This is a genomic window from Bacillus sp. OV322, assembly GCF_900112495.1.
GTDB lineage: Bacteria > Bacillota > Bacilli > Bacillales > DSM-1321 > Peribacillus.
The window spans coordinates 49,668-71,441 of record NZ_FOMA01000002.1 but is presented as its reverse complement, the minus strand read 5'-3'; the positions used below and the strand labels follow the sequence as shown (position 1 = coordinate 71,441).

The 21,774-nt window shown below is 40.0% G+C and carries 21 protein-coding genes; 10 read left to right on the top strand and 11 right to left on the bottom strand.

All coding sequences use genetic code 11. The features are described from left to right. The first annotated feature begins 59 nt into the window (after nucleotides 1-59). A complete protein-coding gene (locus BM126_RS04815; protein ID WP_090988472.1) occupies nucleotides 60-1,406 on the top strand; it encodes a GntP family permease in 1,347 nt (448 codons plus the stop codon). 48 nt (nucleotides 1,407-1,454) lie between these two features. Here the strand turns inward: BM126_RS04815 and BM126_RS04810 are convergent, their stop codons facing one another. Beyond that, nucleotides 1,455-1,886 (bottom strand): DUF3995 domain-containing protein, encoded by a 432-nt coding sequence (locus tag BM126_RS04810; RefSeq protein WP_256212977.1) that lies wholly within the window; start codon nucleotides 1,884-1,886, stop codon nucleotides 1,455-1,457. A gap of 226 nt (nucleotides 1,887-2,112) precedes the next feature. Between BM126_RS04810 and BM126_RS04805 the strand changes: the two genes are divergently transcribed. Continuing rightward, on the top strand, nucleotides 2,113-3,405 hold the full coding sequence (locus BM126_RS04805) for a phytoene desaturase family protein (protein WP_090988471.1): 1,293 nt from the start codon (nucleotides 2,113-2,115) through the stop codon (nucleotides 3,403-3,405). After that, nucleotides 3,392-4,246, top strand: coding sequence for an RNA polymerase sigma-70 factor (locus tag BM126_RS04800; protein ID WP_090988470.1), 855 nt, complete (start codon nucleotides 3,392-3,394; stop codon nucleotides 4,244-4,246). The genes BM126_RS04805 and BM126_RS04800 overlap by 14 nt, the downstream gene beginning before the upstream one ends. 112 nt (nucleotides 4,247-4,358) lie before the next feature. Here the strand turns inward: BM126_RS04800 and BM126_RS04795 are convergent, their stop codons facing one another. The 4 genes from BM126_RS04795 to BM126_RS04780 all read right to left on the bottom strand — a co-directional run bounded on the left by BM126_RS04795 (nucleotide 4,359) and on the right by BM126_RS04780 (nucleotide 7,533). Beyond that, complete coding sequence (locus tag BM126_RS04795) at nucleotides 4,359-4,850, bottom strand: methylated-DNA--[protein]-cysteine S-methyltransferase (protein ID WP_090988469.1); 492 nt, start codon at nucleotides 4,848-4,850, stop codon at nucleotides 4,359-4,361. Next, nucleotides 4,834-5,751 carry a DNA-3-methyladenine glycosylase family protein gene (locus BM126_RS04790; RefSeq protein ID WP_090988468.1) on the bottom strand — a complete coding sequence of 306 codons (918 nt, stop codon included), beginning with the start codon at nucleotides 5,749-5,751 and terminating at the stop codon, nucleotides 4,834-4,836. Before BM126_RS04790 ends, BM126_RS04795 begins: the two co-directional genes overlap by 17 nt. Continuing rightward, nucleotides 5,732-6,307, bottom strand: coding sequence for a bifunctional transcriptional activator/DNA repair enzyme AdaA (locus tag BM126_RS04785; RefSeq protein WP_090988467.1), 576 nt, complete (start codon nucleotides 6,305-6,307; stop codon nucleotides 5,732-5,734). The genes BM126_RS04790 and BM126_RS04785 overlap by 20 nt, the downstream gene beginning before the upstream one ends. Before the next feature lie 341 nt (nucleotides 6,308-6,648). Next, on the bottom strand, nucleotides 6,649-7,533 hold the full coding sequence (locus BM126_RS04780) for a DMT family transporter (RefSeq protein ID WP_090988466.1): 885 nt from the start codon (nucleotides 7,531-7,533) through the stop codon (nucleotides 6,649-6,651). Nucleotides 7,534-7,678: 145 nt separating this feature from the next. Here BM126_RS04780 and BM126_RS04775 point away from each other — a divergent pair, with 145 nt between their 5' ends. Then, the gene (locus BM126_RS04775; protein WP_090988465.1) at nucleotides 7,679-9,052 is read left to right on the top strand and encodes an aminotransferase-like domain-containing protein; all 1,374 of its coding nucleotides are present in this window, start codon (nucleotides 7,679-7,681) and stop codon (nucleotides 9,050-9,052) included. Nucleotides 9,053-9,389: 337 nt separating this feature from the next. Here the strand turns inward: BM126_RS04775 and BM126_RS04770 are convergent, their stop codons facing one another. Further along, nucleotides 9,390-10,259 carry a LysR family transcriptional regulator gene (locus BM126_RS04770; protein ID WP_090988464.1) on the bottom strand — a complete coding sequence of 290 codons (870 nt, stop codon included), beginning with the start codon at nucleotides 10,257-10,259 and terminating at the stop codon, nucleotides 9,390-9,392. A gap of 122 nt (nucleotides 10,260-10,381) precedes the next feature. Between BM126_RS04770 and BM126_RS04765 the strand changes: the two genes are divergently transcribed. The 6 genes from BM126_RS04765 to BM126_RS04735 all read left to right on the top strand — a co-directional run bounded on the left by BM126_RS04765 (nucleotide 10,382) and on the right by BM126_RS04735 (nucleotide 17,168). Continuing rightward, on the top strand, nucleotides 10,382-11,623 hold the full coding sequence (locus BM126_RS04765; RefSeq protein ID WP_177201314.1) for a benzoate/H(+) symporter BenE family transporter: 1,242 nt from the start codon (nucleotides 10,382-10,384) through the stop codon (nucleotides 11,621-11,623). Between the two features lie 782 nt (nucleotides 11,624-12,405). Continuing rightward, entirely contained in the window at nucleotides 12,406-12,729 is a 324-nt protein-coding gene (locus BM126_RS04755) for an ArsR/SmtB family transcription factor (RefSeq protein WP_090988948.1), read from the top strand. 19 nt (nucleotides 12,730-12,748) lie between these two features. Continuing rightward, complete coding sequence (locus BM126_RS04750; protein WP_090988461.1) at nucleotides 12,749-13,714, top strand: TIGR03571 family LLM class oxidoreductase; 966 nt, start codon at nucleotides 12,749-12,751, stop codon at nucleotides 13,712-13,714. A gap of 25 nt (nucleotides 13,715-13,739) precedes the next feature. Further along, nucleotides 13,740-14,747: an LLM class flavin-dependent oxidoreductase gene (locus BM126_RS04745; RefSeq protein ID WP_090988460.1), complete on the top strand. Its 1,008-nt coding sequence runs from the start codon at nucleotides 13,740-13,742 to the stop codon at nucleotides 14,745-14,747. A gap of 110 nt (nucleotides 14,748-14,857) precedes the next feature. After that, on the top strand, nucleotides 14,858-15,883 hold the full coding sequence (locus BM126_RS04740; protein WP_090988459.1) for an LLM class flavin-dependent oxidoreductase: 1,026 nt from the start codon (nucleotides 14,858-14,860) through the stop codon (nucleotides 15,881-15,883). 163 nt (nucleotides 15,884-16,046) lie between these two features. Further along, nucleotides 16,047-17,168: an NADH-dependent flavin oxidoreductase gene (locus BM126_RS04735; protein WP_090988458.1), complete on the top strand. Its 1,122-nt coding sequence runs from the start codon at nucleotides 16,047-16,049 to the stop codon at nucleotides 17,166-17,168. Nucleotides 17,169-17,442: 274 nt separating this feature from the next. On the opposite strand, the gene BM126_RS04730 is transcribed toward BM126_RS04735, so the two are convergent. The 5 genes from BM126_RS04730 to BM126_RS04710 form a co-directional block, all read right to left on the bottom strand. Further along, nucleotides 17,443-18,831 (bottom strand): amino acid permease, encoded by a 1,389-nt coding sequence (locus BM126_RS04730; protein ID WP_141770029.1) that lies wholly within the window; start codon nucleotides 18,829-18,831, stop codon nucleotides 17,443-17,445. Nucleotides 18,832-19,235: 404 nt separating this feature from the next. After that, nucleotides 19,236-19,922 carry a DUF4386 domain-containing protein gene (locus BM126_RS04725; protein ID WP_090988457.1) on the bottom strand — a complete coding sequence of 229 codons (687 nt, stop codon included), beginning with the start codon at nucleotides 19,920-19,922 and terminating at the stop codon, nucleotides 19,236-19,238. A gap of 4 nt (nucleotides 19,923-19,926) precedes the next feature. Further along, on the bottom strand, nucleotides 19,927-20,157 hold the full coding sequence (locus BM126_RS04720; RefSeq protein ID WP_090988456.1) for a helix-turn-helix transcriptional regulator: 231 nt from the start codon (nucleotides 20,155-20,157) through the stop codon (nucleotides 19,927-19,929). Between the two features lies 1 nt (nucleotide 20,158). Further along, entirely contained in the window at nucleotides 20,159-20,605 is a 447-nt protein-coding gene (locus BM126_RS04715) for a hypothetical protein (protein WP_090988455.1), read from the bottom strand. 546 nt (nucleotides 20,606-21,151) lie between these two features. Next, nucleotides 21,152-21,649: an LURP-one-related/scramblase family protein gene (locus BM126_RS04710; protein WP_090988454.1), complete on the bottom strand. Its 498-nt coding sequence runs from the start codon at nucleotides 21,647-21,649 to the stop codon at nucleotides 21,152-21,154. Nucleotides 21,650-21,774 lie beyond the last annotated feature (125 nt).

Genomic DNA, 21,774 nt, shown 5'->3' with positions numbered 1-21,774 from the left:
CCAAACAACCGTGTTTAAATCAATTGCCAAATAAATTTAACTTATAAGGAGAAATTATCATGCCATTAATCATTGTTGCAGCTGGTATTCTAGCATTGCTGCTGTTAATTATGGGCTTAAAGCTCAATACATTTGTTTCACTGATCATCGTATCATTCGGAGTGGCTTTAGCACTCGGGATACCTGTAGAAAATATTGTAAAAACCGTTGAAACCGGACTCGGCGCCACTCTCGGCCACTTAGCACTGATTTTCGGCCTGGGAGCCATGCTCGGCAAGCTGATTGCTGACTCAGGCGGCGCACAGCGGATCGCTATGACTCTCGTTAACAAATTTGGAGAAAAGAATATTCAATGGGCAATCGTAATCGCTTCTTTCATTATCGGTATTGCTTTGTTCTTTGAAGTAGGTTTAGTCCTATTGATTCCAATTGTATTTGCGATTTCAAGAGAATTGAAAGTATCCATCCTGTTCCTTGGCATTCCGATGGCTGCTGCACTATCTGTTACACACGGCTTCCTTCCGCCTCATCCTGGACCAACAGCGATTGCAGGCGAATATGGAGCAAACCTTGGAGAAGTACTTCTTTATGGATTTATTATAGCTATACCAACCGTGATTCTTGCTGGACCTGTTTTCACGAAGCTTGCTAAAAAACTCGTGCCAGAGTCTTTCAAGAAAACCGGCAGCATTGCTTCACTAGGAGAACAAAAAACATTTAAGCTTGAAGAAACACCAGGATTCGGCATCAGTGTATTCACTGCCTTGCTTCCAGTTATCTTAATGTCCGTTGCGACAATCATTACTTTGATTCAAAAAACAACAGGAGCTGCAGACAATCACCTCCTTGTTGCCATCCGTTTCATTGGAGACGCATCACCTGCCATGCTGATTTCCCTTTTAGTAGCAGTCTACACAATGGGAATCGGCAGAAAGATTCCGATCAGCAAGGTCATGGATTCCTGTACAACAGCCATCACCCAAATTGGAATGATGCTTCTGATTATCGGAGGTGGCGGCGTTTTCAAACAGGTATTGATTGACGGGGGAGTCGGAAACTATGTTGCCAAGATATTTGAACATAGCTCCCTGTCACCTATCCTGCTTGCATGGCTGATTGCAGCGATCCTGCGTATTTCCCTCGGATCTGCAACTGTTGCAGCCCTTACGACTGCAGGACTGGTCATTCCGCTGTTAGGACATTCTGACGTCAACCTTGCACTGGTTGTGCTTGCAACTGGAGCTGGAAGCCTGATTGCTTCACACGTAAATGACGCAGGTTTCTGGATGTTCAAGGAGTACTTCGGTTTAAGCATGAAAGAGACATTTGCTACCTGGACACTGCTTGAATCCATTATTTCTGTATGCGGGCTGGGATTCACTTTACTTCTTAGCTTGATTGTTTAATAAATTGATAGAACAGGAAAGCACCCTCAAAATATCGGGGGTGCTTTCCTATTTCATTTGAATGGCTGCATAAAAAATGAAACAAAACCATATGCAAAGTGGTGTAAATAAATAAGTATCGTAATAGGAGAACTGCGAATCCCATTCCTTTTTAAACAGACCGAAGTACTTGAGATCCCCAACCACTCTCAGACCGAAAACGGCGATACATGTCCAGCATCCCCACTTAATTATAAAGTTCGGCTGAACCACAGGAAATAGTCCCCCTTGCAGGATAAGAAGCAATGCTGAAGAAAATACAAGAAACGCAACAACAAGCGTCGCCATTTTACCGGGAGCAAACACTGGCTGCCGCCCCCTTGTTTTACCTTGAGGCAGAACATTATTACCGCCCAATTTGCCACCGAACGCCCAGTAGACATGTATGCATCCAATCCCAATCAAAAGCACAGCCGATATTCCAATCATCAGTAAAATCAACAGCAGCCCTCCTTTGAACGATAATACAGGTATATTCTATGGAGATTAGCGCTATTCCTTGTTCATATCATTCTCAGCTACTGGTCATACAGCCACTCTATATCAAATATTTATAGTTAGTCTTTGCATTGTCATATTTAATTTACGCTAATATTTCATGAAGCTTTGTCACATACATTTCCTCTTCATCGTCATACGTTATGAAATAACAAATGGAGGTTATCTTATGGCTGAAAAATGGGATGTTGTTATTATTGGCGGCGGCCTGGCAGGTTTGGTGGCGGCTAATTATTTAGCGGGAAACAATTTATCCATATTATTAATTGAAAAAGGTAAAAAAGCCGGCGGAAGGGCCAGGACCGATCAAATACGTCAGCAATATTTCAACTTAGGCCCACATGCGCTATATAAAAAAGGAAAAGCCATGTCGATACTCGAAGAATTAAATATACAGATCTCTGGAAGGTCACCTAAATTAGGCGGCATTATAGTCAAAGACAATCGGGAATATACGGCACCATTTACTCCTTTAGGCATACTTGCAACAAGTCTATTAAACTGGAAAGAACGTATTGAATGGGCTAAGGCTTTGATGAAATTGATGACAACTGATACGGAAAACCTGGCACAGCTGACATTCAAACAGTGGGTTGAGCAAACCTCGCATTCAGCAAACATTCAATCACTGCTCTATACATTAGGCAGGCTTGCGGCCTATTGCCATGCTCCTGAAGCTAGCGCAAAAATTATCGTATCACATTTAAAAACGGTCATGAGCGGTGTACTTTATGTAGATAACGGCTGGCAGACAATCATAGATCAGCTCCACAATAAAGCCGTAATCTCCGGTGTGCAGGTGCAAACACATAAGAGCGTCAAGGACATTAATCCCATCGAACAAGGTGGTTTTTCATTAGTTCTATCTGGGGATGAGGAAATTTCCGCGAAATATATATTATGTACAACTGGCCCTCATGAACTCCATCACATGTTAGGTGAAGAATCTGCTTTCTCCCGCCCCTCTTTTGCCAAAATTACTCCTGTACAGGGAGCGGCGTTTGATGTTGCTTTAACACAGCTTCCAGAACCCAAAAAATTGTTTGCCATGAGCCTGACAGACCCGATTTATTTCTCCGTTCATTCAAATTATGCCCGCCTCTCCGATGATCCGGGAAGTTCAGTTATGCATGTATTTAGATATCACCACCCTGATGATACTTTAGATGGAACAAAGGTAAAGAATGAGCTTGAACTTTTTTTAGAAAAGATGCAGCCAGGATGGGAAAAATACGAAATCACCAGTCGTTACATGCCACAAATTACAGTTAACCAGCGCTTACCTCAATTGGGTGATGAACAAATGCTGCAGAATTCCAGCAGTATAATTCCCGGATTATATATAGCCGGAGACTGGACTTCTCCACACTCCATTTTGTCAGAGGGGGCAGCCAGCAGCGGAAAACTAGCAGCGGAGGAAATTATTAAAAAGGAAAAGAGTGGATTCCGTGCAAATCAGTAATGAAGATTATCGGCAATTTAAGCCCTTAATGTTTTCAATAGCCTACCGTATGTTAGGTTCGGCTGCGGATGCAGAAGACATTGTGCAAGAAACCTTTTTAAAAGCATATCAAATGGATGAACAGAAGATAGATAATAAGAGAGCTTACCTCTGCAAAATAGTGACTAACCGATGTCTTGATGAACTAAAGTCAGCACGTCACAGACGGCAACAATATACAGGGCCATGGAATCCTGTACCTTTGCTCCTCGAGAACACCGATCCTTCCTACATGCTGCTGCAAAAGGAAGGGTTAAGTATTGCCTTTTTACGAATGATGGAGCATTTAGCACCAGATGAACGAGCTGTCCTCCTTTTAAGAGAGGTTTTTGAATTCCCCTATTCGGAGATCGCTGCAATTATTGGAAAGAAAGAGGAAAACTGCCGGAAAATTCTCAGCCGCGCTAAGCAAAAAACCTCACGAATAGAGGGTGAAAGTTTAAACTATGAGGACAATAAGTCCATTGTTAATCACTTTATCCAAGCATTTCAAACACAAAACACTGATGCCTTAATACATCTTATCTCTGAAAATGTCACGCTATACTCTGATGGCGGCGGAATCGTCAAGGCAGCTGTCCGGCCAATCGTGTCCCGCACTAATGTTTTGGCTTTATTATACGGAATCACAAAAAATGTACCGGAAGACTTCAATATTATGATTAAAAATGTCAATAATCAGCCAGCAATCGTGATTTATATGAATGGTAAACTTCAGAGCATAATGAGTTTTTACATTTATAATGCTAAAATTAAGGAAATTTATATGACGATGAATCCTGATAAGTTACCCGCTGTTTAAACAAATGAAGGAAAGGGTCCGGGTGTTAAACACAATTCCCTAAAGGCTGGATGTAGCCTTTAGGGAATTGTGTTTTATCCATGCCTATTTTATGAGTTCTCCCATAGCAGATTTATTTGAGTTCTGCCCTCTTGAAAGATTTCTCATGCTGAAGCAGCCATTCCTTTCTCCACAGGCCACCTGCATAACCGGTTAACTTCCTATTTGATCCGATTACTCTGTGACAAGGAATGATAATGCTCAACTTGTTTTTCCCATTCGCATTTCCTACCGCTCTCATCGCTTTTTCATTTCCAATAGACACGGCGATATCCTTATAAGACCCCGTTTCCCCATAAGGAATTTCTTTTAAAGCTTCCCATACAGTTTTTTGAAAGCCAGTCCCTTCAGACTGATAAGAAAATGTAAATTCACAGCGCTTTCCTTTAAAATATTCGTCGAGCTGGTTATAGCATTCTGCTAAAATTAGGGGAGTTTCAGCATGAAGCAGATTCACCTTTTTTTCCTCTTTAGAGAACATAATGGAACATATTGTTTTATCCGTACCGATTATTTCCATCACGCCAATCGGTGATTCATAATCTAATTTATATATTGTTGTCATATAAAGACCTCCAAAGATAAAAGACAGCATATGCCTGCCACCCTTCCCAATCTGCTGCATATGCTTCTATTTCTTTTATAGCAGGTTTTTTCTCAAGATTTAATACATTCTTCAATGCATGATGGAGGCCGACATCGGCAACTGGTAAGGATGAAATATCATGCAGGCATTTCATCATCACATAATCTGCTGTCCATGGCCCGATACCCCTTATTTTCAATAATGACCCGCGTATTTGCTGATGATTTTTTTCCTGAAGCAATAATTCCTTTGTTAATTCGCCGTTTGTCATCGCCGCAGCAATGCCAATGATATACTCTGCTTTCCTGCCAGTAAATTGAAGTTTCCTCAAATCATCTGTGTTTATTAAAGCTGTTTTTTCAAATGAGGGAAATAGCCAAAACGTTTCACCTTCGAATGTAAGACTTTCTCCAAATTGTTCGACGAAGCGTTTCTTAATTGTGTAAGCAAATGTTAAATTAATTTGCTGTCCTATAATCGCCCACACTAACGCCTCAAATAAATCCGGAATACACATCATACGTAGCCCATAATATTTACGAACAAGATTCTTTAAAACTTTGTCCTGTGCTGCCATTTGATAAAATGCCCCTAAGTTCTGCTCCAAGTCATACCATTCCCAAATAAATTCTGCTGCTTTTTTGCGAAGTTGAGCGGACGGGGAACCCAGCGGAAATTCGATTTTCATGACATTATTGATGAACTCAATTTTACATAATATCAGGAATCCGTTAACTTTTATTAGTTTATATACAGCCCCCTCTTTAATATGATGAAGGACTTCAAGATCAGATCGTTTTAAAAAAATCAAACACTCTTCAAAGTTAAATTCCTCTGGAGGATATATTTCTATATATGATTCATGATCCATCCAATTCATGCATATGTTCCTTTCGATATTCACTAGGTGAACAGTGTTTTAAGCTGCGGAATACTTTATAGAAATTGGAAGGGCTCCTAAATCCCGCCTCATAGCAAATATCCAGGTTCGTCAAGGACGTGTTTTTAAGAAGATGGGCTGCTTTATCGATGCGTATTTTATCTAAATAAGTCCGCGGAGTCTCAGAGGTTTCTTGTTTAAATAAACGGTCCAAATAAAAGGGACTTAAACCTGCTTGATCTGCTATATCTTTTAAAACCAAATTTTGCTTATAACAGTTGATCAGGTACGTAATGACATTCTTAACAACCTCCATATGCGGGGATTGTTCAGCTTCAGGCTGACATCTTTTGCAGGCACGAAAACCCGCTTTTTCAACTTCAGTGATATCATCGTAAAACTCTACATTCACTTTTTTAGGCTTTCTTGATCTGCAGGAAGGACGGCAGTATATTTTCGTTGTTTTTACAGCCGTAAAAAATAGGCCATCATACATACGGTCACACGCGATGATTTTCTCCCACATCTCTTCGAAAGAAAGATTGATATTAGCCATGGTCCCACTATCCTTTCTGCACGAATGCTAGTGCGCATACAGGGGATGTATTTTCCGATAACCTCCGCTTGCCGCAGCAAGATTGCTTTGAAGTATGCTATTGAAACCATTTTAACAAGTATCCGGCATCCATTTCATCCTCATTCTTGCTCTTATGGTCTGTCATTAAGAGGACAAAAAAGTGAAGCTAGATACCGCTTCACTTCTGGGGACTTTTTATTATGCAGCCATTCATTAATTATCTTATTTCATCTTACTCTGGAGGTCAGTTAAACTTATGAACATTCAACCAATCTATTAAACTCTTTACAGCTGAACACTGCAGTTCCCTCCAATTGCATTTATGTCGATAAGCCATTTTTAGATACCGCGGCATTTTTGCCAATGAGTACGGAAAATACTACAATGATTGCCGTTATTATTGTTACGGTTGTAATAGATTCTCCTAAAAAGAGCACTGCAAACAAAATCATCAGAAACGGCTGCATATATTGCAGTTGGCTAATTCGTGCAATTCCGCCTAATGCCATCCCGCCATACCAGGAAACATATGCTAAAAACTGGCTTACAATAGCTAAGTAAAGTAAACTGGCCCAAGCTTGTATTGGAGCATTTAACATTTCCAAAGAAATACTCATCCCTACTGGAATCAGAAAGAATGGTGCTCCTATTACAATAGCCCATGCGATGACCTGCCAGCTTCCTATTTCTTTTGAAAGCTTTCCGCCCTCAGCATAACTAAAACCTAAAATAACGACTGCAGCTAAGAGTCCTAAATCCTCCAATTGAAGTTTTCCAAAACCTAAATTAAACGCATATAAAATAACAGCTCCTGCACCAATGAAACTTGCCAGCCAAAATTTCAAAGAGGGTTTTTCCCCCGCTCTAAACAGCGCGATACCAGCTGTTGCTAACGGCAGTAATGCTAATTCAACGGCTCCGTGTGAAACGGGTAATGACTTCATCACCCATGAAGTCATTAATGGAAAACCTAAGACAGCCCCTGCAGCGACAATTACAATACTTTTAAATTGCTTCCGGTCAGGTACTTTTTCCTTTCGAACAATCAGTATTACACCAACCAGGATTCCTGCAATGACCGTTCTTCCTAAACCAACTACCGTTGTTCCGAAGTATTCAACAGCAATCCTGGTAGCCGGCAATGTCAGACTAAAACAAATAACACCCGCCAACCCAAGCAATAACCCCAATTTTTCTTTTTCCACACAGCTTCCTCCCTAACTCCTGTAAATTGTCCTGAAAAATCTGATGATAATTTTGTTATAATCACATAATACTAGATACAGATAATGGATATGATGGCTGTTTTCTGCATCTGTCAGGGTACAGTTTAAGGAGGATGAAATAATATTGAATCCAAAGTACATGAAAATTGCAGATGAGATTAAGCAGCAGCTTTCAAATGGAAATTTAGCTGCTGGTCATAAACTACCCTCTGTTCGACAGCTATCTAAAAAATTTAACTGCAGTAAAAATACGGTCATTAAAGCTTACAGTGAGTTAGAAAGAGAACACTTAATTTATGCAATACCTCAAAGCGGCTATTATATTGTCAATGAATTCAAACTGCCTGATAATCAGCCTGATGTAATTGATTTCTTGTCAGCAGGACCTGATAAGCATTTGCTGCCATACATTGAGTTTCAGCATTGCTTAAATCAGGCGATTGAAAAATATAAGGAAGAAATTTTTACATATTCCGATCAACAAGGCCTTCTATCATTACGTACAGAAGTCGTGAAAAACCTTCAAATTTCGCAAGTCTTTACTGAAATAGACCGTGTTGTCATAGTCTCAGGCTCTCAACAGGCTATTCATCTATTAACGGCAATCCCCTTTCCAAACGGCAAAAAAAATATCCTTATTGAACAACCAACCTATTTCGGGATGATTGAATCTCTTGATTTAAACCAGGTTACAACCTTTGGCATCGAATTATCCATGAAAGGAATCGATTTAGAACACCTTGAATATATGTTCAAAAACAACGATATTAAGTTTTTCTATGTCATTCCAAGATTTCATAATCCTCTTGGACATTCTTATACAAATGGTGAGAAGAAGAAAATTGTGGAATTAGCAAATAAGTATGATGTATATATTGTGGAAGATGATTTTCTAGGTGAATTAGAGCCTGATAAAAAAGCTGACCCGTTTTTCGCTTTTGATCCGTCTGGAAGAGTCATTTATATTCAAAGCTTTTCAAAAGTATTTCTTCCCGGGCTGCGGATTGCCAGTATTGTATTGCCAAAAATAATGATAAAAAGCTTTTTGCGTTATAAATTCAGTTCAGATTTCAACAGCCCTGTCCTTTCTCAAGGAGCATTAGATATCTATTTGAAAAGCGGGATGTATCAGAGTCACTTGAAAAAGATAAAGAATGTATATTTAAATAAAATACAATTGCTAAAAAGTGCTTGCGAACAATTCCTTCCGGATGGCACACAATACACAAAGCCGGTTTCAGGATTTTATCTTTCCATCTATTTACCAGATCACATTTCAGCAATAAAACTCGCTATTCTACTTTCTGAACAACAGATATTAATAGATGATACAGGCAGAATGTTCTTATCCGATTTTAATAAAGACAATCTCATTCGTTTATGTATTTCTCAAGTGCATGACCATCAAATAAAAGATGGTATGGAAAAGATCGCTCAAACCATTACCGATTTGGGCAATAAAAAGAACTACTACTTAAATATGATCTCACTCATTTAAACAAACCTTCCTCTAATCATAAGAAGCACCAGACATATACAGGACTGGTGCTTTATTAATTCATTGGAAAATCGCGTGAAAACTAATACCTGTTTCATTTTATTTGATATTTTCCAACGTTGAAGTCTTTTACTTTGCCTCTTTTCTTAAAGATTGTTGTTTTTTTATGAGTTCTGTGAGGAGATTTCATTATTAAATGAGGTTGATTGGAGCGTAAGGTGCGAGACTTCTGCGGGATTAGCGGGAAGCAAGCATCCTGAAGCGGAAATCAACCCCTTGTTCCATAGCAGCAAAGCTTTCGAAAACAGCCTTTACTTTTGAGAAATAGTGTTGGTGTCTAAAAAAGTTTTAAAAATTCTTTTGCTGCTTTTGATAAATAACTATTCTTCCTCCAAATCACTTTGGGTTCAGATATTAAAGTCTGATCCTTTAGCTGAATGACCCTCAATCCTCCCAATGACTGGAGGGATAATAACGAGAGCGGTAAAATCGTTGCACCAAATCCCGATGAAACGAGACCAAGTAACATAATTAAATCCTGACATTCGCACAGTATATTTGGTTCTAAATCTAGCCGTTGAAATTCATTGACAATTTGTCCATACGCACCTAAACCATAGTTTGGTCGCAGAAGAATCAATGGCAAATCGATGATTTCCTCTAAGCTGCATTGCTCCGATCCACTCCACGTCCATTTTTCAGGCAAAACAAGCACATATGGGTCACTTTCCAATTTCATTTGAGAGATACTTTTTTCTGTTATTGGACTATTTGTTACCGCAATCTCAATCTGACGTTTAGATAACATTTTTATGAGATGAATCGTTTCACCTTCCCATACTTTGAAAGTAAGACCAGGATTTCTCTCACGAATATCTATCACCTTAGAAAGAATTAAAGATGCACAATAAAGATTGGATCCGACAGATAAAATCCCACTGGCGTCTTTCCTCAATTCTTGAACTTCAACCATTGTTTCATCAAGTTTATTTAAAAGTTCTTTTGCTCGAAGAAGTAATCTTTCCCCCTCCAAGGTTAAATTAAGACTTTTGTTATCTCGGTCAAATAAAATGACGCCTAGCTCTTCTTCCATTTGTTTGAGTTGTCTGCTCAAAGGGGGCTGGGCAATATTTAATTTCTTTGCAGCTGTCGTGATCTTACCTTCTTCTGCTATAGTGACAAAGTATTTTAACTGTCTAATATCCAAGATGAAACCTCCATCATACCTAAAAGATATAGTAAAAAGATAAAACAGATATTTTAAGTATTAATAAATTAAGTATACACTAAGGTGTAGTGTAATTCATAAGGTGAAGGGGAGTGACTTTGTTGTTCAAAAAAAATACCATACAATTTCCAAAGCTTTTATCGGTTGGGAATATATCAAATGGATTTGTGGCCTGGCTTTTTGGTTCAGCAGGACCATTATTAATTGTTTTACAAGCTGCTGCAAAAGGTCATTTGTCTGATAGCATAACCAGCTCATGGATTTTCGCCATTTATGGAATGGGTGGACTCCTAACGCTCATCGTCTCCTTATATTATGGGCAGCCCATAGGCTATGCCTTTTCAATACCTGGAGCCATTCTTGTCGGCTCAAGCTTAACCCATTACTCTTTCAACCAAGTGGTTGGTGCCTATATTATAACCGGGATCCTTATTTTTCTTTTAGGATCAACTGGCCTTGTTACAAAATTGATGAAGGTTTTGCCTATGCCAGTTATGATGGGGATGGTGTCAGGTGTCTTACTCCCTTTTGGAACTAACATGATCGGCTCGGTTGTAAAAAATCCGTTACTCAACGGAATCCCGTTACTTGTCTTTCTTGCTCTTTCTTTTTTCTTACGATTTTCAAAAAAGTTCCCTCCTATATTAGGAGCGATTATAGCAGCAATTCTTTGTCTTAAATTTTTGCCGAACGTATCGGTACAGCCTCTCCATATAGCAATGGGCATTCCCCATTTTATCATTCCATCATTTAGTTTTTCCGTTGTAGGGGAACTTGTCATACCATTACTCTTAACGGTTATTGCCATTCAAAATGCCCAAGGGATTGCTATGTTAGAGACCCATGGCTATCGTCCGCCGATCAATGCCATGACCAATTGGAGCGGAATCGGTACCATTATAAATGCTTTTTTTGGGGGCCACCCAGCCTGCATTGCAGGTCCCATGACGGGCTTACTTGTTAATAAAGATTCAGGCAAACTAGAACATAGGTATGTCGCTGCTATTGTATTAGGAGTATTATCCTGTTTATTAGCTATATTCTCTCCAATAGCTGCGCAAATCCCATATGTCATTCCTGCCTCATTAATACAATTACTAGGCGGCATCGCCATGATTAGTGTACTGGTTGACTCTTTGAAAATGAGTTTCTCTGGTCCATTCAAGTCAGGCGCCCTCTTTTCCTTTATAATCACAATCTCTGGAATCTCTATACTCCATATTGGAGCGCCATTCTGGGGTCTGGTCGGGGGTACCTTGGCCACCGTATTCTTGGATAAACAAGATTTTAACTCTGCATCAAGTGACACAAACAATGAAACTGACTTGAGTAAAGCTTCCTGACACAGTTTCTTTAGACCTCGGATACATCTCATTACAAAATAAATGACACCTAGACATAGTGCAGTCTAGGTGTCATTTATTTTTTTGTATAGAATAACAGCCTCAATTCTTATGATAGGGTCCCCCTAATAAATCCTGCTGTCCTTCAAGTTATTCACTAACTTCTGAAACATTGTTAATAACGATTGTGAATCTTTCTGAGGACCATTGAAAAGAATATAATAAAAGTTTCTCTCTCCAATTATGAAACAGCCTTTTGTTCTTGATGTGAATTTAATTCTATAGGGATATGACAGGAATGATTCTTGGATCGGGCGAATTGCAGGTAGCATCAGAATCATGGATAGCATGTCCTTGACCAAGTATTTCATTTACCCTTCCATTCCCATTCAACCCTAATCCTGCGTTAATCACTTCCTAACCTGCCTACTCGATAATTCAAATTTTGCATAATATTCTAATTGGGCCAATGCCTTCAGATGAAATTCGGCCAATTACTGGACCAGATTTCTCTTCCCGTATGCCAACCCAAACCATTTAAAAGATAGGCAAAATAATCCTCAACTCTTCGCCACCTGTTCTCAAAGCTAATTTGTGCAGTTCCTTTAAAGCCGTTTCCCAGCCCTGTCTAAAACAAAGCATAAAAGTTGATTTTGGGTATAAAGGAAATTAATATAGATATATCGCAAATTATCAATATCCTTTTGTTTGGTTTGTTTATACGTATTCCTAAATAGATTTTAATCAGAAAGGGGCAAGCAGCGTTGAATCAGGAAGCAAATATGATAAAAGACGAACAGGCAGTTGAAATTTTCAAAGCTCTGGCAAATCAAACGAGAGTGAATATATTAAGAATGTTGAAAGAACCTGATAATAATTTTTCCCCGCAAGCCCATGTCATCTATGAAAAAGGCTTTGATGGCGGGGTTTGTGTTAGTGATATTCACAGCAAAGTAGGATTATCACAGTCCACTACCTCCCAGTATTTGTCTATATTATTGCAAAGCGGTCTGGTGGAAATGAAACGAATCGGACAATGGACTTATTATCGACGCAATGAGGAAACCATTAAACAGTTTGAAAAGTATATTGGCTTAAAAATTTAACCTTTAAGGAGGACCAAGAGTGAGTTTTCAAAATCATCATGCCTATAACAGCATGTACCTGAAAGACAAAATGACACTCGGATTTGTCCTCCCGACTGCCAGGATGTCTAAAAATCCGATTATGGAGAATCAGCTGGAGCTTGCCCGTAAAATCGAGGAATTTGGCTTTGCTTCATTATGGCTCCGTGATATTACGATGCAGAATTTGAATATTGACGATAACGGCCAAAAGTACGATTTATGGATTTATTTGACGTATCTTGCTGCCTATACGAAGCACATTGCGTTAGTGACTGGAAGTGTCGTTCTCCCTTTGCGCCACCCTGTCAGGGTAGCCAAGGAAGCTGCATCAATCGATCAATTGTTTCCAGGCCGATTGATTATGGGAGTGGCCTCAGGCGACAGGGAAAAAGACTTTACAGCTTTAGGGGTATCTAAGCAAGAAAGCGGTCCATTATTTAAAGAAAACTTCGAAATTCTCGACCGGCTGTTAAAAGAGGATCAGCCGACGATTCACAGCAACAGAGGGCTGATCGATGGTACGGATATGAGGTTAATCCCAAAGCCTGTATCTTCAATTCCGACCATGGTAACTGGATTTAGCAATCAGTCTATCAATTGGATAGCCAGGAATGGGGATGGGTGGCTTCAATACCCAAGAAGCATTATTCAACAGGCGCAGCTTATCCAGGATTATCGTGCTTTAACTGAAGTTCATGCTCCAGGAGTTTTTAAACCCTTCTCTCAAAGCTTGTTCATCGATTTAGTGGAAAATCCCGATGAAATGCCTGTCCCCATACCCTTAGGCTATTCCGTAGGAAGAAACCATTTAGTTGATCTGCTTTATCAATTTCAAGCGATTGGTGTCAACCATTTGGCGTTTGTTCTGTATTTTTCCAAGCGCCCTCCAGAGGAAGTAATCCAGGAGCTTGGAGAATTTGTTTTACCCTACTTTCCAACCCATAAAGGTACAAGCCAGCTTTAAAAGCTGTATAAAAGGAGGAAAAATTATGACAAAGAAAATAGAACTTTCAGTACTGGATCCCTCCCCAATTGTCGAGGGAGGATCAGCCGGATTTTCCCTTCAAAACACGCTTGATCTAGCAAAGAAAACAGAACAGTGGGGATATAAACGGTTTTGGCTGGCAGAACATCATAATTGGGCAGGAATGGCGAGTTCAGCATCTCCGATCGTAATTGGACGAGTAGCCTCTGTCACGGAAAAGATGCGTATTGGATCAGGCGCAATGCTGCTTTCCCATTATTCTCCTCTCTCCGTGGCAGAGCAATTTGGAACATTAGAAACCTTCTTCCCCGGCCGGATCGACCTTGGATTGGGGCGGGCACCTGGCACCGACCAATTTACAGCAAATGTATTGCGGCAGCGGGTTGCTGGGGAACCAGAATTTGATGCCCGGCTTCAGGAGCTTATCGCATATCTTTATGGTACAGGAACAGCCACTGAGGATAGTTCATTTAGTTTTCACGCCATTCCCGGCGAAAAGACAAATGTGCCAATCTGGCTGTTAGGTTCAGGATTATATAGTGCACAATTGGCTGGAATACTTGGGTTACCATTCTCTTTCGCGGGACATTTTGCTCCAGGTAACATGATGGAGGCCATAAGACTGTACCGGGATTATTTTCGTCCTTCTCAATTTTTGAAGGAACCTTATGTACTGTTAGCCGTTCAAGTAGTGGCTGCTGATGAGAAGCAGGAGGCACAAAGGCTTGCCACTTCGATGTATCAAAAATTTCTTTTGTTAACCCGCGGAAAGCCCTCGCCCATTTTGCCTCCTGTTGATAATATGGACGAGATTTGGAACGATAATGAGCGCAGGGCGGTTGAAGAACAGCTTTTCACTTCCATCATCGGGGACCCTGCAGGTGTGAAGCAGCAGTTCCATGAGTTAGTAGAAAAGACTGGCGCTGATGAAATTATGGCTCATACAGAGATTTTCGATCATAAGGCACGGCTGCGCTCTTATGAAATTTTGTCTCAGGCTGCAGTAAATTAGTCTAATAAAGGATGTATTTTCTGCAGATATTAAATCAGTTAAATTAATGTGATTTAGATTGAAGCAGTAAAAGAAGACAAAGAAAATTATTAAAGAAAGAAGATGTGCATATGCCTGAAAATGATACAAAACAAATTACAAATATTCCATTCTCGGTCCTGGATCTCTCTCCAATTGCGGATGGAAGTACGCCGGCTGATTCTTTTCGCAATACTTTGGAGCTCGCCCGGCTCGCTGAAAAGCTGGGGTATAACCGATACTGGCTCGCTGAGCATCATAATATGCCATTTATCGCCAGCTCCGCAACATCGGTAGTCATTTCCCATGTTGCAGCAGGTACATCAAAAATTCGGGTAGGTTCAGGCGGCATTATGCTGCCGAATCATGCACCTCTTGTTATTGCTGAGCAATTTGGTACTCTGGAATCATTATATCCAGGACGTATTGATCTTGGCTTGGGCCGTGCACCAGGCACTGATCAGCTGACCGCACGTGCATTAAGACGTGACTTGAGAAGTTCTGGAGAAGATTTCCCTGAGCAGCTGGCTGAGCTCCGGAATTACTTTGACCCTTCCCTGGCACAAGGAAATAATCGTATTAAAGCAATTCCGGGTCAGGGATTAAACATACCTATTTGGCTGTTAGGTTCAAGCGGATACAGTGCTCAGCTGGCAGGAGAGCTTGGACTGCCATTTGCATTTGCGAGCCATTTCTCGCCGCATAACACACTGCCGGCTATCCAGCTGTACCGCCGTTCGTTTAAGCCTTCTAAAGTTCTGGACAAGCCGCATGCAATGGTAGGGTTAAACATCATTGCGGCCGAAACAGATCAAGAAGCTGAGCGGCTCGCTACAACATTGCAGCAGCAGTTCTTGAATTTAATGCGCGGGAAGGAAGTCCCATTGCAGCCGCCAGTGGATAATATTAATGATTTAGCGAGCGACTATGAAATAGCAGCGCTTAAAAATCAATTAGGAACTTCGATAGTCGGCAGCCCTCAAACCGTAAAAGAAAAGCTGGAAAAGTTTCTGGTTGAAAGTCAAGCCGATGAAATCATGGCAATCGCCCAGGTTTATGATCAGAAGGCCCGCCTCCATTCCTATGAAATATTGGCAGAAATTACTCAGCTAAAATAGGTCAAAATTGGCAATCTTAATAGCAAGCTTTTAATGTATATCTAAAATTTTTTTGTTTAGAATATAAAAAAAGTGCCTGTCAAAGACATTTTATAGTCTATGTTATCTATTTGCTAAATAGAAAACCCTTTAACAAACTTGATGTAAACAAAAGGAGAAAAAAATGAATCCAAAATATGAAGCTGCTTTTAAACCATTTACTTTCCGTTCTGGAGTTGAAATAAAAAACCGTATTACAATGGCTCCCATGACCAATACGGCGGCACATGAAAATGGTGAAGTATCAGACGAAGAAGTTGCGTATTATCAAGAACGGGCCGGTGGTGTAGGAGCGGTCATCACCGCATGCACATACGTCACCAGGAATGGAAAAGGATTCCCGGGTGAATTTGGTGCAGATTCCGATTCCCTAATCCCCAGTTTAAAACGTGTGGCGACAGCTATACAGGAAAAAGGTTCAAAGGCAATTTTACAAATTTTTCACGGTGGCAGAATGTGCCCTCCTGAAGAACTGCTCGATGGTCAACCAATTGCTCCGAGTGCGGTAGCCGCGGAACGGGACGATGCTGTGGTACCTCGGGAAATGACAGCAGACGAAATCGATGAAATTATTAAAGCATTTGGTGAAGCAACCAGAAGAGCAATCGAAGCTGGGTATGATGGAGTTGAAATACATGGTGCCAATACGTATTTGATTCAGCAATTCTTTTCTCCACACTCAAATCGCAGAACTGACAAATGGGGTGGAACACTGGAAAAACGTATGTCCTTCCCGCTTGCTGTAGTTGATGCTGTTAAAAAAGCAGTTTCAGACCATGCAGCCAAACCTTTTATCATCGGCTATCGGTTATCGCCTGAAGAAAGAGAGAATCCTGGCATTACCATGGAAGACACGTTGCAATTAGTGGACAAGTTAGCGGATCAGGACCTTGATTATCTCCACATTTCTGTCGGCGGCTTTTGGAAAGGATCAATCCGTGATGATAACGATCAGACATCCCGAGTTGTTATGATCCAAGAACGTGTCGGCAATCGTGTTCCTGTGATGGGTGTTGGGATGCTGCGGACAGCCGATGAAGTGATGAAAGCATTTGAAACAGGTGTACCTTTAATCGCTTTAGGTAGGGAATTGATAATGGAACCTCAGTGGGTACAAAAAGTACAAGCCGGTGAAGAAGACAAAATCCGTACAACATTATCTAAAAAAGATCAAAAAGAACTGGCTATTTCTGATAAAATATGGGAGTACTATACTAGCATCCCTGGCTGGCTTCCTATTGTATAAGGAGTTCACTTATCTCATTCCATCTCTGCTTCTATGAATTGTTCAAAAAATGGGAATCGTGATAATAATTGACCTTGCTCTGCAAGTATAAGAATATAGCTTAAACTAAATAAGACAGAACATTTTAAAGGGAAACCATCTTAGTGGTTTCCCTTTTTTATTGAGTATTAGAGCAGAAAATCAGCCATAGTTCATTTGTTTATGACTAGAAGTTATTATTAATATAAACAACAATAGACGCCCGCATATAGGTTTGGATCTAATATTGATATGTTCAGGAAGTCTTAGAAACGCGTTTAGTTTGAGCTTTTGCTGCGCTCTTTCCGATGCCAAATGCGTAATAGCTGATGGAAACAAGCGCGAGAAAAACAATACCTACAACAAGCGATACGCGTGTATCTTTATTAAAACCCATCCCTATTAGTATTAGAATCAGAAAAATAATTGTCAGGTAGTTTGATACAGGGGCAAAAGGCATTTTGAATGGATGATTGTTCATTTTGTCACCCTTTGCTTTTCTGAATTGAATTTGGCTGATTAAAATGACAAACCAAGGAATCATCCCTGGAAGTACACTGGCACTATAAACATAGACGAATAAATTTTTTGGTGCAATATAACTTAAAATAATGCCCACTGCCAAACCAGCCAATACACCAATCGTGCTTAAAAGCGGGACCCCACCTGAAGTCAATTTCGTGAAAATTTTGGGTGCTTGTCCATTAACGCCCAATGTGTACAGCATCCTTCCTGCACTGTAAATCCCGCTGTTACACCCGGACATTGCCGCAGTGATGACAACAAAGTTAATAATTCCGGCTGCCGCTGTAATGCCAACTTTTGCAAAGGTTGCAACAAACGGGCTACCAACTGAATGCAGCTGGTCCCATGGAAACACAGTCACAATCACAAATATTGCCCCTATGTAAAAAATTAAAATCCGCCAGATAATGCTCTGGGTTGCTTTTGTTAAGGTTTTTTGCGGATCTTCTGCTTCTCCGGCTGTAATCCCGATTAATTCGACACCTTGATATGCCCCAATAACAAGTGACAGAGCAAAAAAGAATCCTGTCCAGCCTCCTGTAAAGAAGCCGCCATGTTCCCAGAGGTTTGCGAATCCGGTTGGGGTTCCTCCATTGCCAAATCCAAAGAAAATGAGACCAAATCCGCCAACGATCATGATTACAATAGTGGCAACTTTAATCAACGAAAACCAAAATTCAAACTCACCAAATGATTTAACGGAAATTAAATTTGCTGCCCCAAGAATGACAAAGGCAACTAAACCTGGAATCCAAGCAGGGAGATCCGGGAACCAATACTTCATGTAAGCTCCAACGGCAATAATTTCTGACATCCCGACAATCACCCATTGAAACCAGTTGCTCCATGCTGTTAAATACCCTGCCATAGGGTGAATATACTTATAGCCGAATGTTGCAAAAGAGCCCGTACTTGGTTCCACATATAACATTTCACCCATTGCCCGCATAATAAAAAAGATAAAAATCCCGGCAATCATATAGGCAAGCAGCACAGAAGGACCCGTCCATTGAATCGTCTTTGCTGAGCCCATAAATAATCCGACACCAATTGTACCGCCTAACGCAATCATTTGAATATGACGGGATTTTAAGCCTCTCTTTAATTCTTTCGCTGCCACTTTGACTCCCCCATTCCAGCAAATCGCTTCTTTTTTACTTATCTGAATTATTATACAATTATAATACTACCACCCAAAAGATACAATTGTGTATTTCAGAAATACATCTATTTACCCAGCATTTTTAAAAATAAAGGCGAGAGTATAAACAAAATTCAATTCTTGCAATATCTTTACTGTTATTATCTTCATTTGATTTCACTTACTAACTAAAGCAAAAAATGCCTTCATCTTACTAAAGAAAAGATTTTGTTTTCTTAAAGATTGTTGTTTTTAATGAGTTCAGTGATGCAGGGGATGAAAACAGCTTATATAATAAAAAAAGCACCTCTCAAATTTGCGAAGGTGCTGTTTTTGTATACAAAAATCTCAATTGCTATTAAAGGCTGATGACTTACCTACCGTTACTTCATTGCAGAAATATTGAAGCCTCTTGTGATGAGCCAAACTGCCAAAATCATTTCATTGGCGAAGACCGGAAGTGCCAGGATTCCTCCCCATGCAGAAACTTGATCAATGATTCCAAACATTTCTAAAACGGCAGCTAGAAAAATGAGTATGGAACCAGACATACCTAATATTGAAATGAATCTAGGCACAAGTTTAGATTTATAGAAGATATAGCTATACATCATTGTGTTGATTCCCAGGAAGAAATTAGGTCCAAGTAAAAAGGTCCAGTCATGCACTGCTTTCAGCAAAATACCGGAAACTTGATAAGAGGCGAGATTTGAACCTCCAGCGGCTATATAATGCTCGCTCAAGGTAAGCAGAGACAATACACTGATAACCCCGACCGTGATAATAATGGCCTCCATAAATCGGAAGCAAACATGCCATATGGCAATCGTTTTATTATATTTTTTCAAGAATGGGAACATAACGGTTGCAGTCCCGACTGCTGAAACAACAAGAACTAACTCCATAAGCGCACCAAGAACCACAAGATTAGAATGTGCGGGACCTTGAATTAAGTAGTTTGAATCATTGAGTATCGGTTTATAAAAAATGACACCTAGTATCGCTGTAATAGCAGCAATAATAAACAGAATACCTGCAATTCTTGATGCTGTCCTCGTTGAAAAACCCATTTCCTCATCTCTCCTCTTCTGCATGGTCTCCGTAAAAGAATACCTCTTCCAACGGTAAGTTAAAGGCGTGAGCAATACGAAATGCCAACTCCAATGAGGGGGAGTAGTTTCCCTTTTCAAGTGCCACGATTGTTTGCCTGGTTACACCCACCTTGTCGGCCAACTGCTGCTGGGTCATTTCATTATTATTGAAGCGAAATTTTCTGATGTAATTGCCAACAAGAACTTTACTCATCTTAAACTCCTCTCCTGTAGTGATACAGTTTTGATAAAGAACCGGTTACGTCTGAAATAAATCCTGAAATAATTAAAACAAGAAACATTACCTTCAAAGTATGGTCGAGCACCAAGGAGCCCATAGCCAGAAGAAAACCGGCGACAAAAACAGCAAATGAATTCCGGAATGCTAACAGATCAATTCGCTGATCCAGTTCATCCGCGAATGCAGGTTCTTTTTCTCCTGTCGTCATCCTGAAGACGATATTGAAAATAATACTGATTATGATGTGAGCTGCGATGGAAACCAGTGTCAATATTAGTATGAACGATCCCCAGTAATGGAGCACTTCCCTTGAACTTGCTCCCCCGCCTGGATAATGCGGGTACCTGTACAAGCAGTACGCAGCAAAAATGAGAATGGAACTGATTAACGATATAATGCTTTTCTTTTCTTGATAGGTCATCCGCCATACCCCCTTCAAAGTAAAGAACTATATACATAATGTAAAGTAAACTATACATGAAGTCAACTTTTTTATACAAAAAAGTTTGTAATTTCCTTTTCAAGAAAAGTCAGGTTGCGTAAACCATACAGTAGCCCTGCTCGATATAGAACTCGCTGTAAAAAATTAATCAAATTGATTGTGCCATCACCCTCACTCTTGAGGGCTCTTAATTTTTGATGATTTTCAATGGAAGAGCAGTGAAGAAGCTCTAGAACAAAACTTGAAGATATCACTGATGTGTTTATCTATGGACTTACGCTTTACAGTGGATTTGGATGTAGAGACTGCCATTAATGAAAAGATTAATGGTTTTGAAGTATCCTATCTCTGATACAAACGGGATAGGTGTTATTTTTATTTCGTTAATGGAAACTTATAGAAACTTCAAAAAGTACTTTTGCTGGTTATAACAAAAGGAAGCACAGAATCCGTCCCTGTGCTTCCTTTTATTTTACTGCGGTTCACCGCACCTATTCTGGGCGGAATTTTTAATAGCTGTTTAACTTAAATTGACGCTGTTGAGGAAGCAGCTGATTGATCAGCCTTTACACAATCAATGGCAACAACAAGTGCAATAATAATGGTTTCCAGCTCTTCATCTATTATTTGAACCTTATAGCTATCGCCCCAAGTGAACCACTCCTTGCTCACTTCACCTGCGAGTTTACCATGATGAAAAACTTGAAAATCCATATCCCACCAATTACCATGTACTTCGATGCCTTCCGCATCAATTGAATAGCGTGCTTTTAAGAAGGAAAATTCCTTCTTTATAGTAATTACATCCCGGCCATTCACATCAACCAGGAATTTTGGTAAAAAGCTGAACATCTTTTTCGTAATGAGTGCTACTTCATCTCTTGATGCATTCATAATAGAGAAAGTCTTTGGAACTCTCATAAAACTTCCCTCCACGTAATATACATCCTTCTCCTGTTGATCCTTTACTGTAAATTTCCCGCTAAGACTGAATACCTTCTGCTTTATATAAAGCTGCCTCATACTCATGCCTCCCAAGCCTACGTCTTTTACAATACTTACGTTTGAAATGGACATTTGTTTCAACCTTATGCATTAAAACCCAAATAATAACTCATTTAAAGCCCCTTTAAAGAGTTCAGGATAAA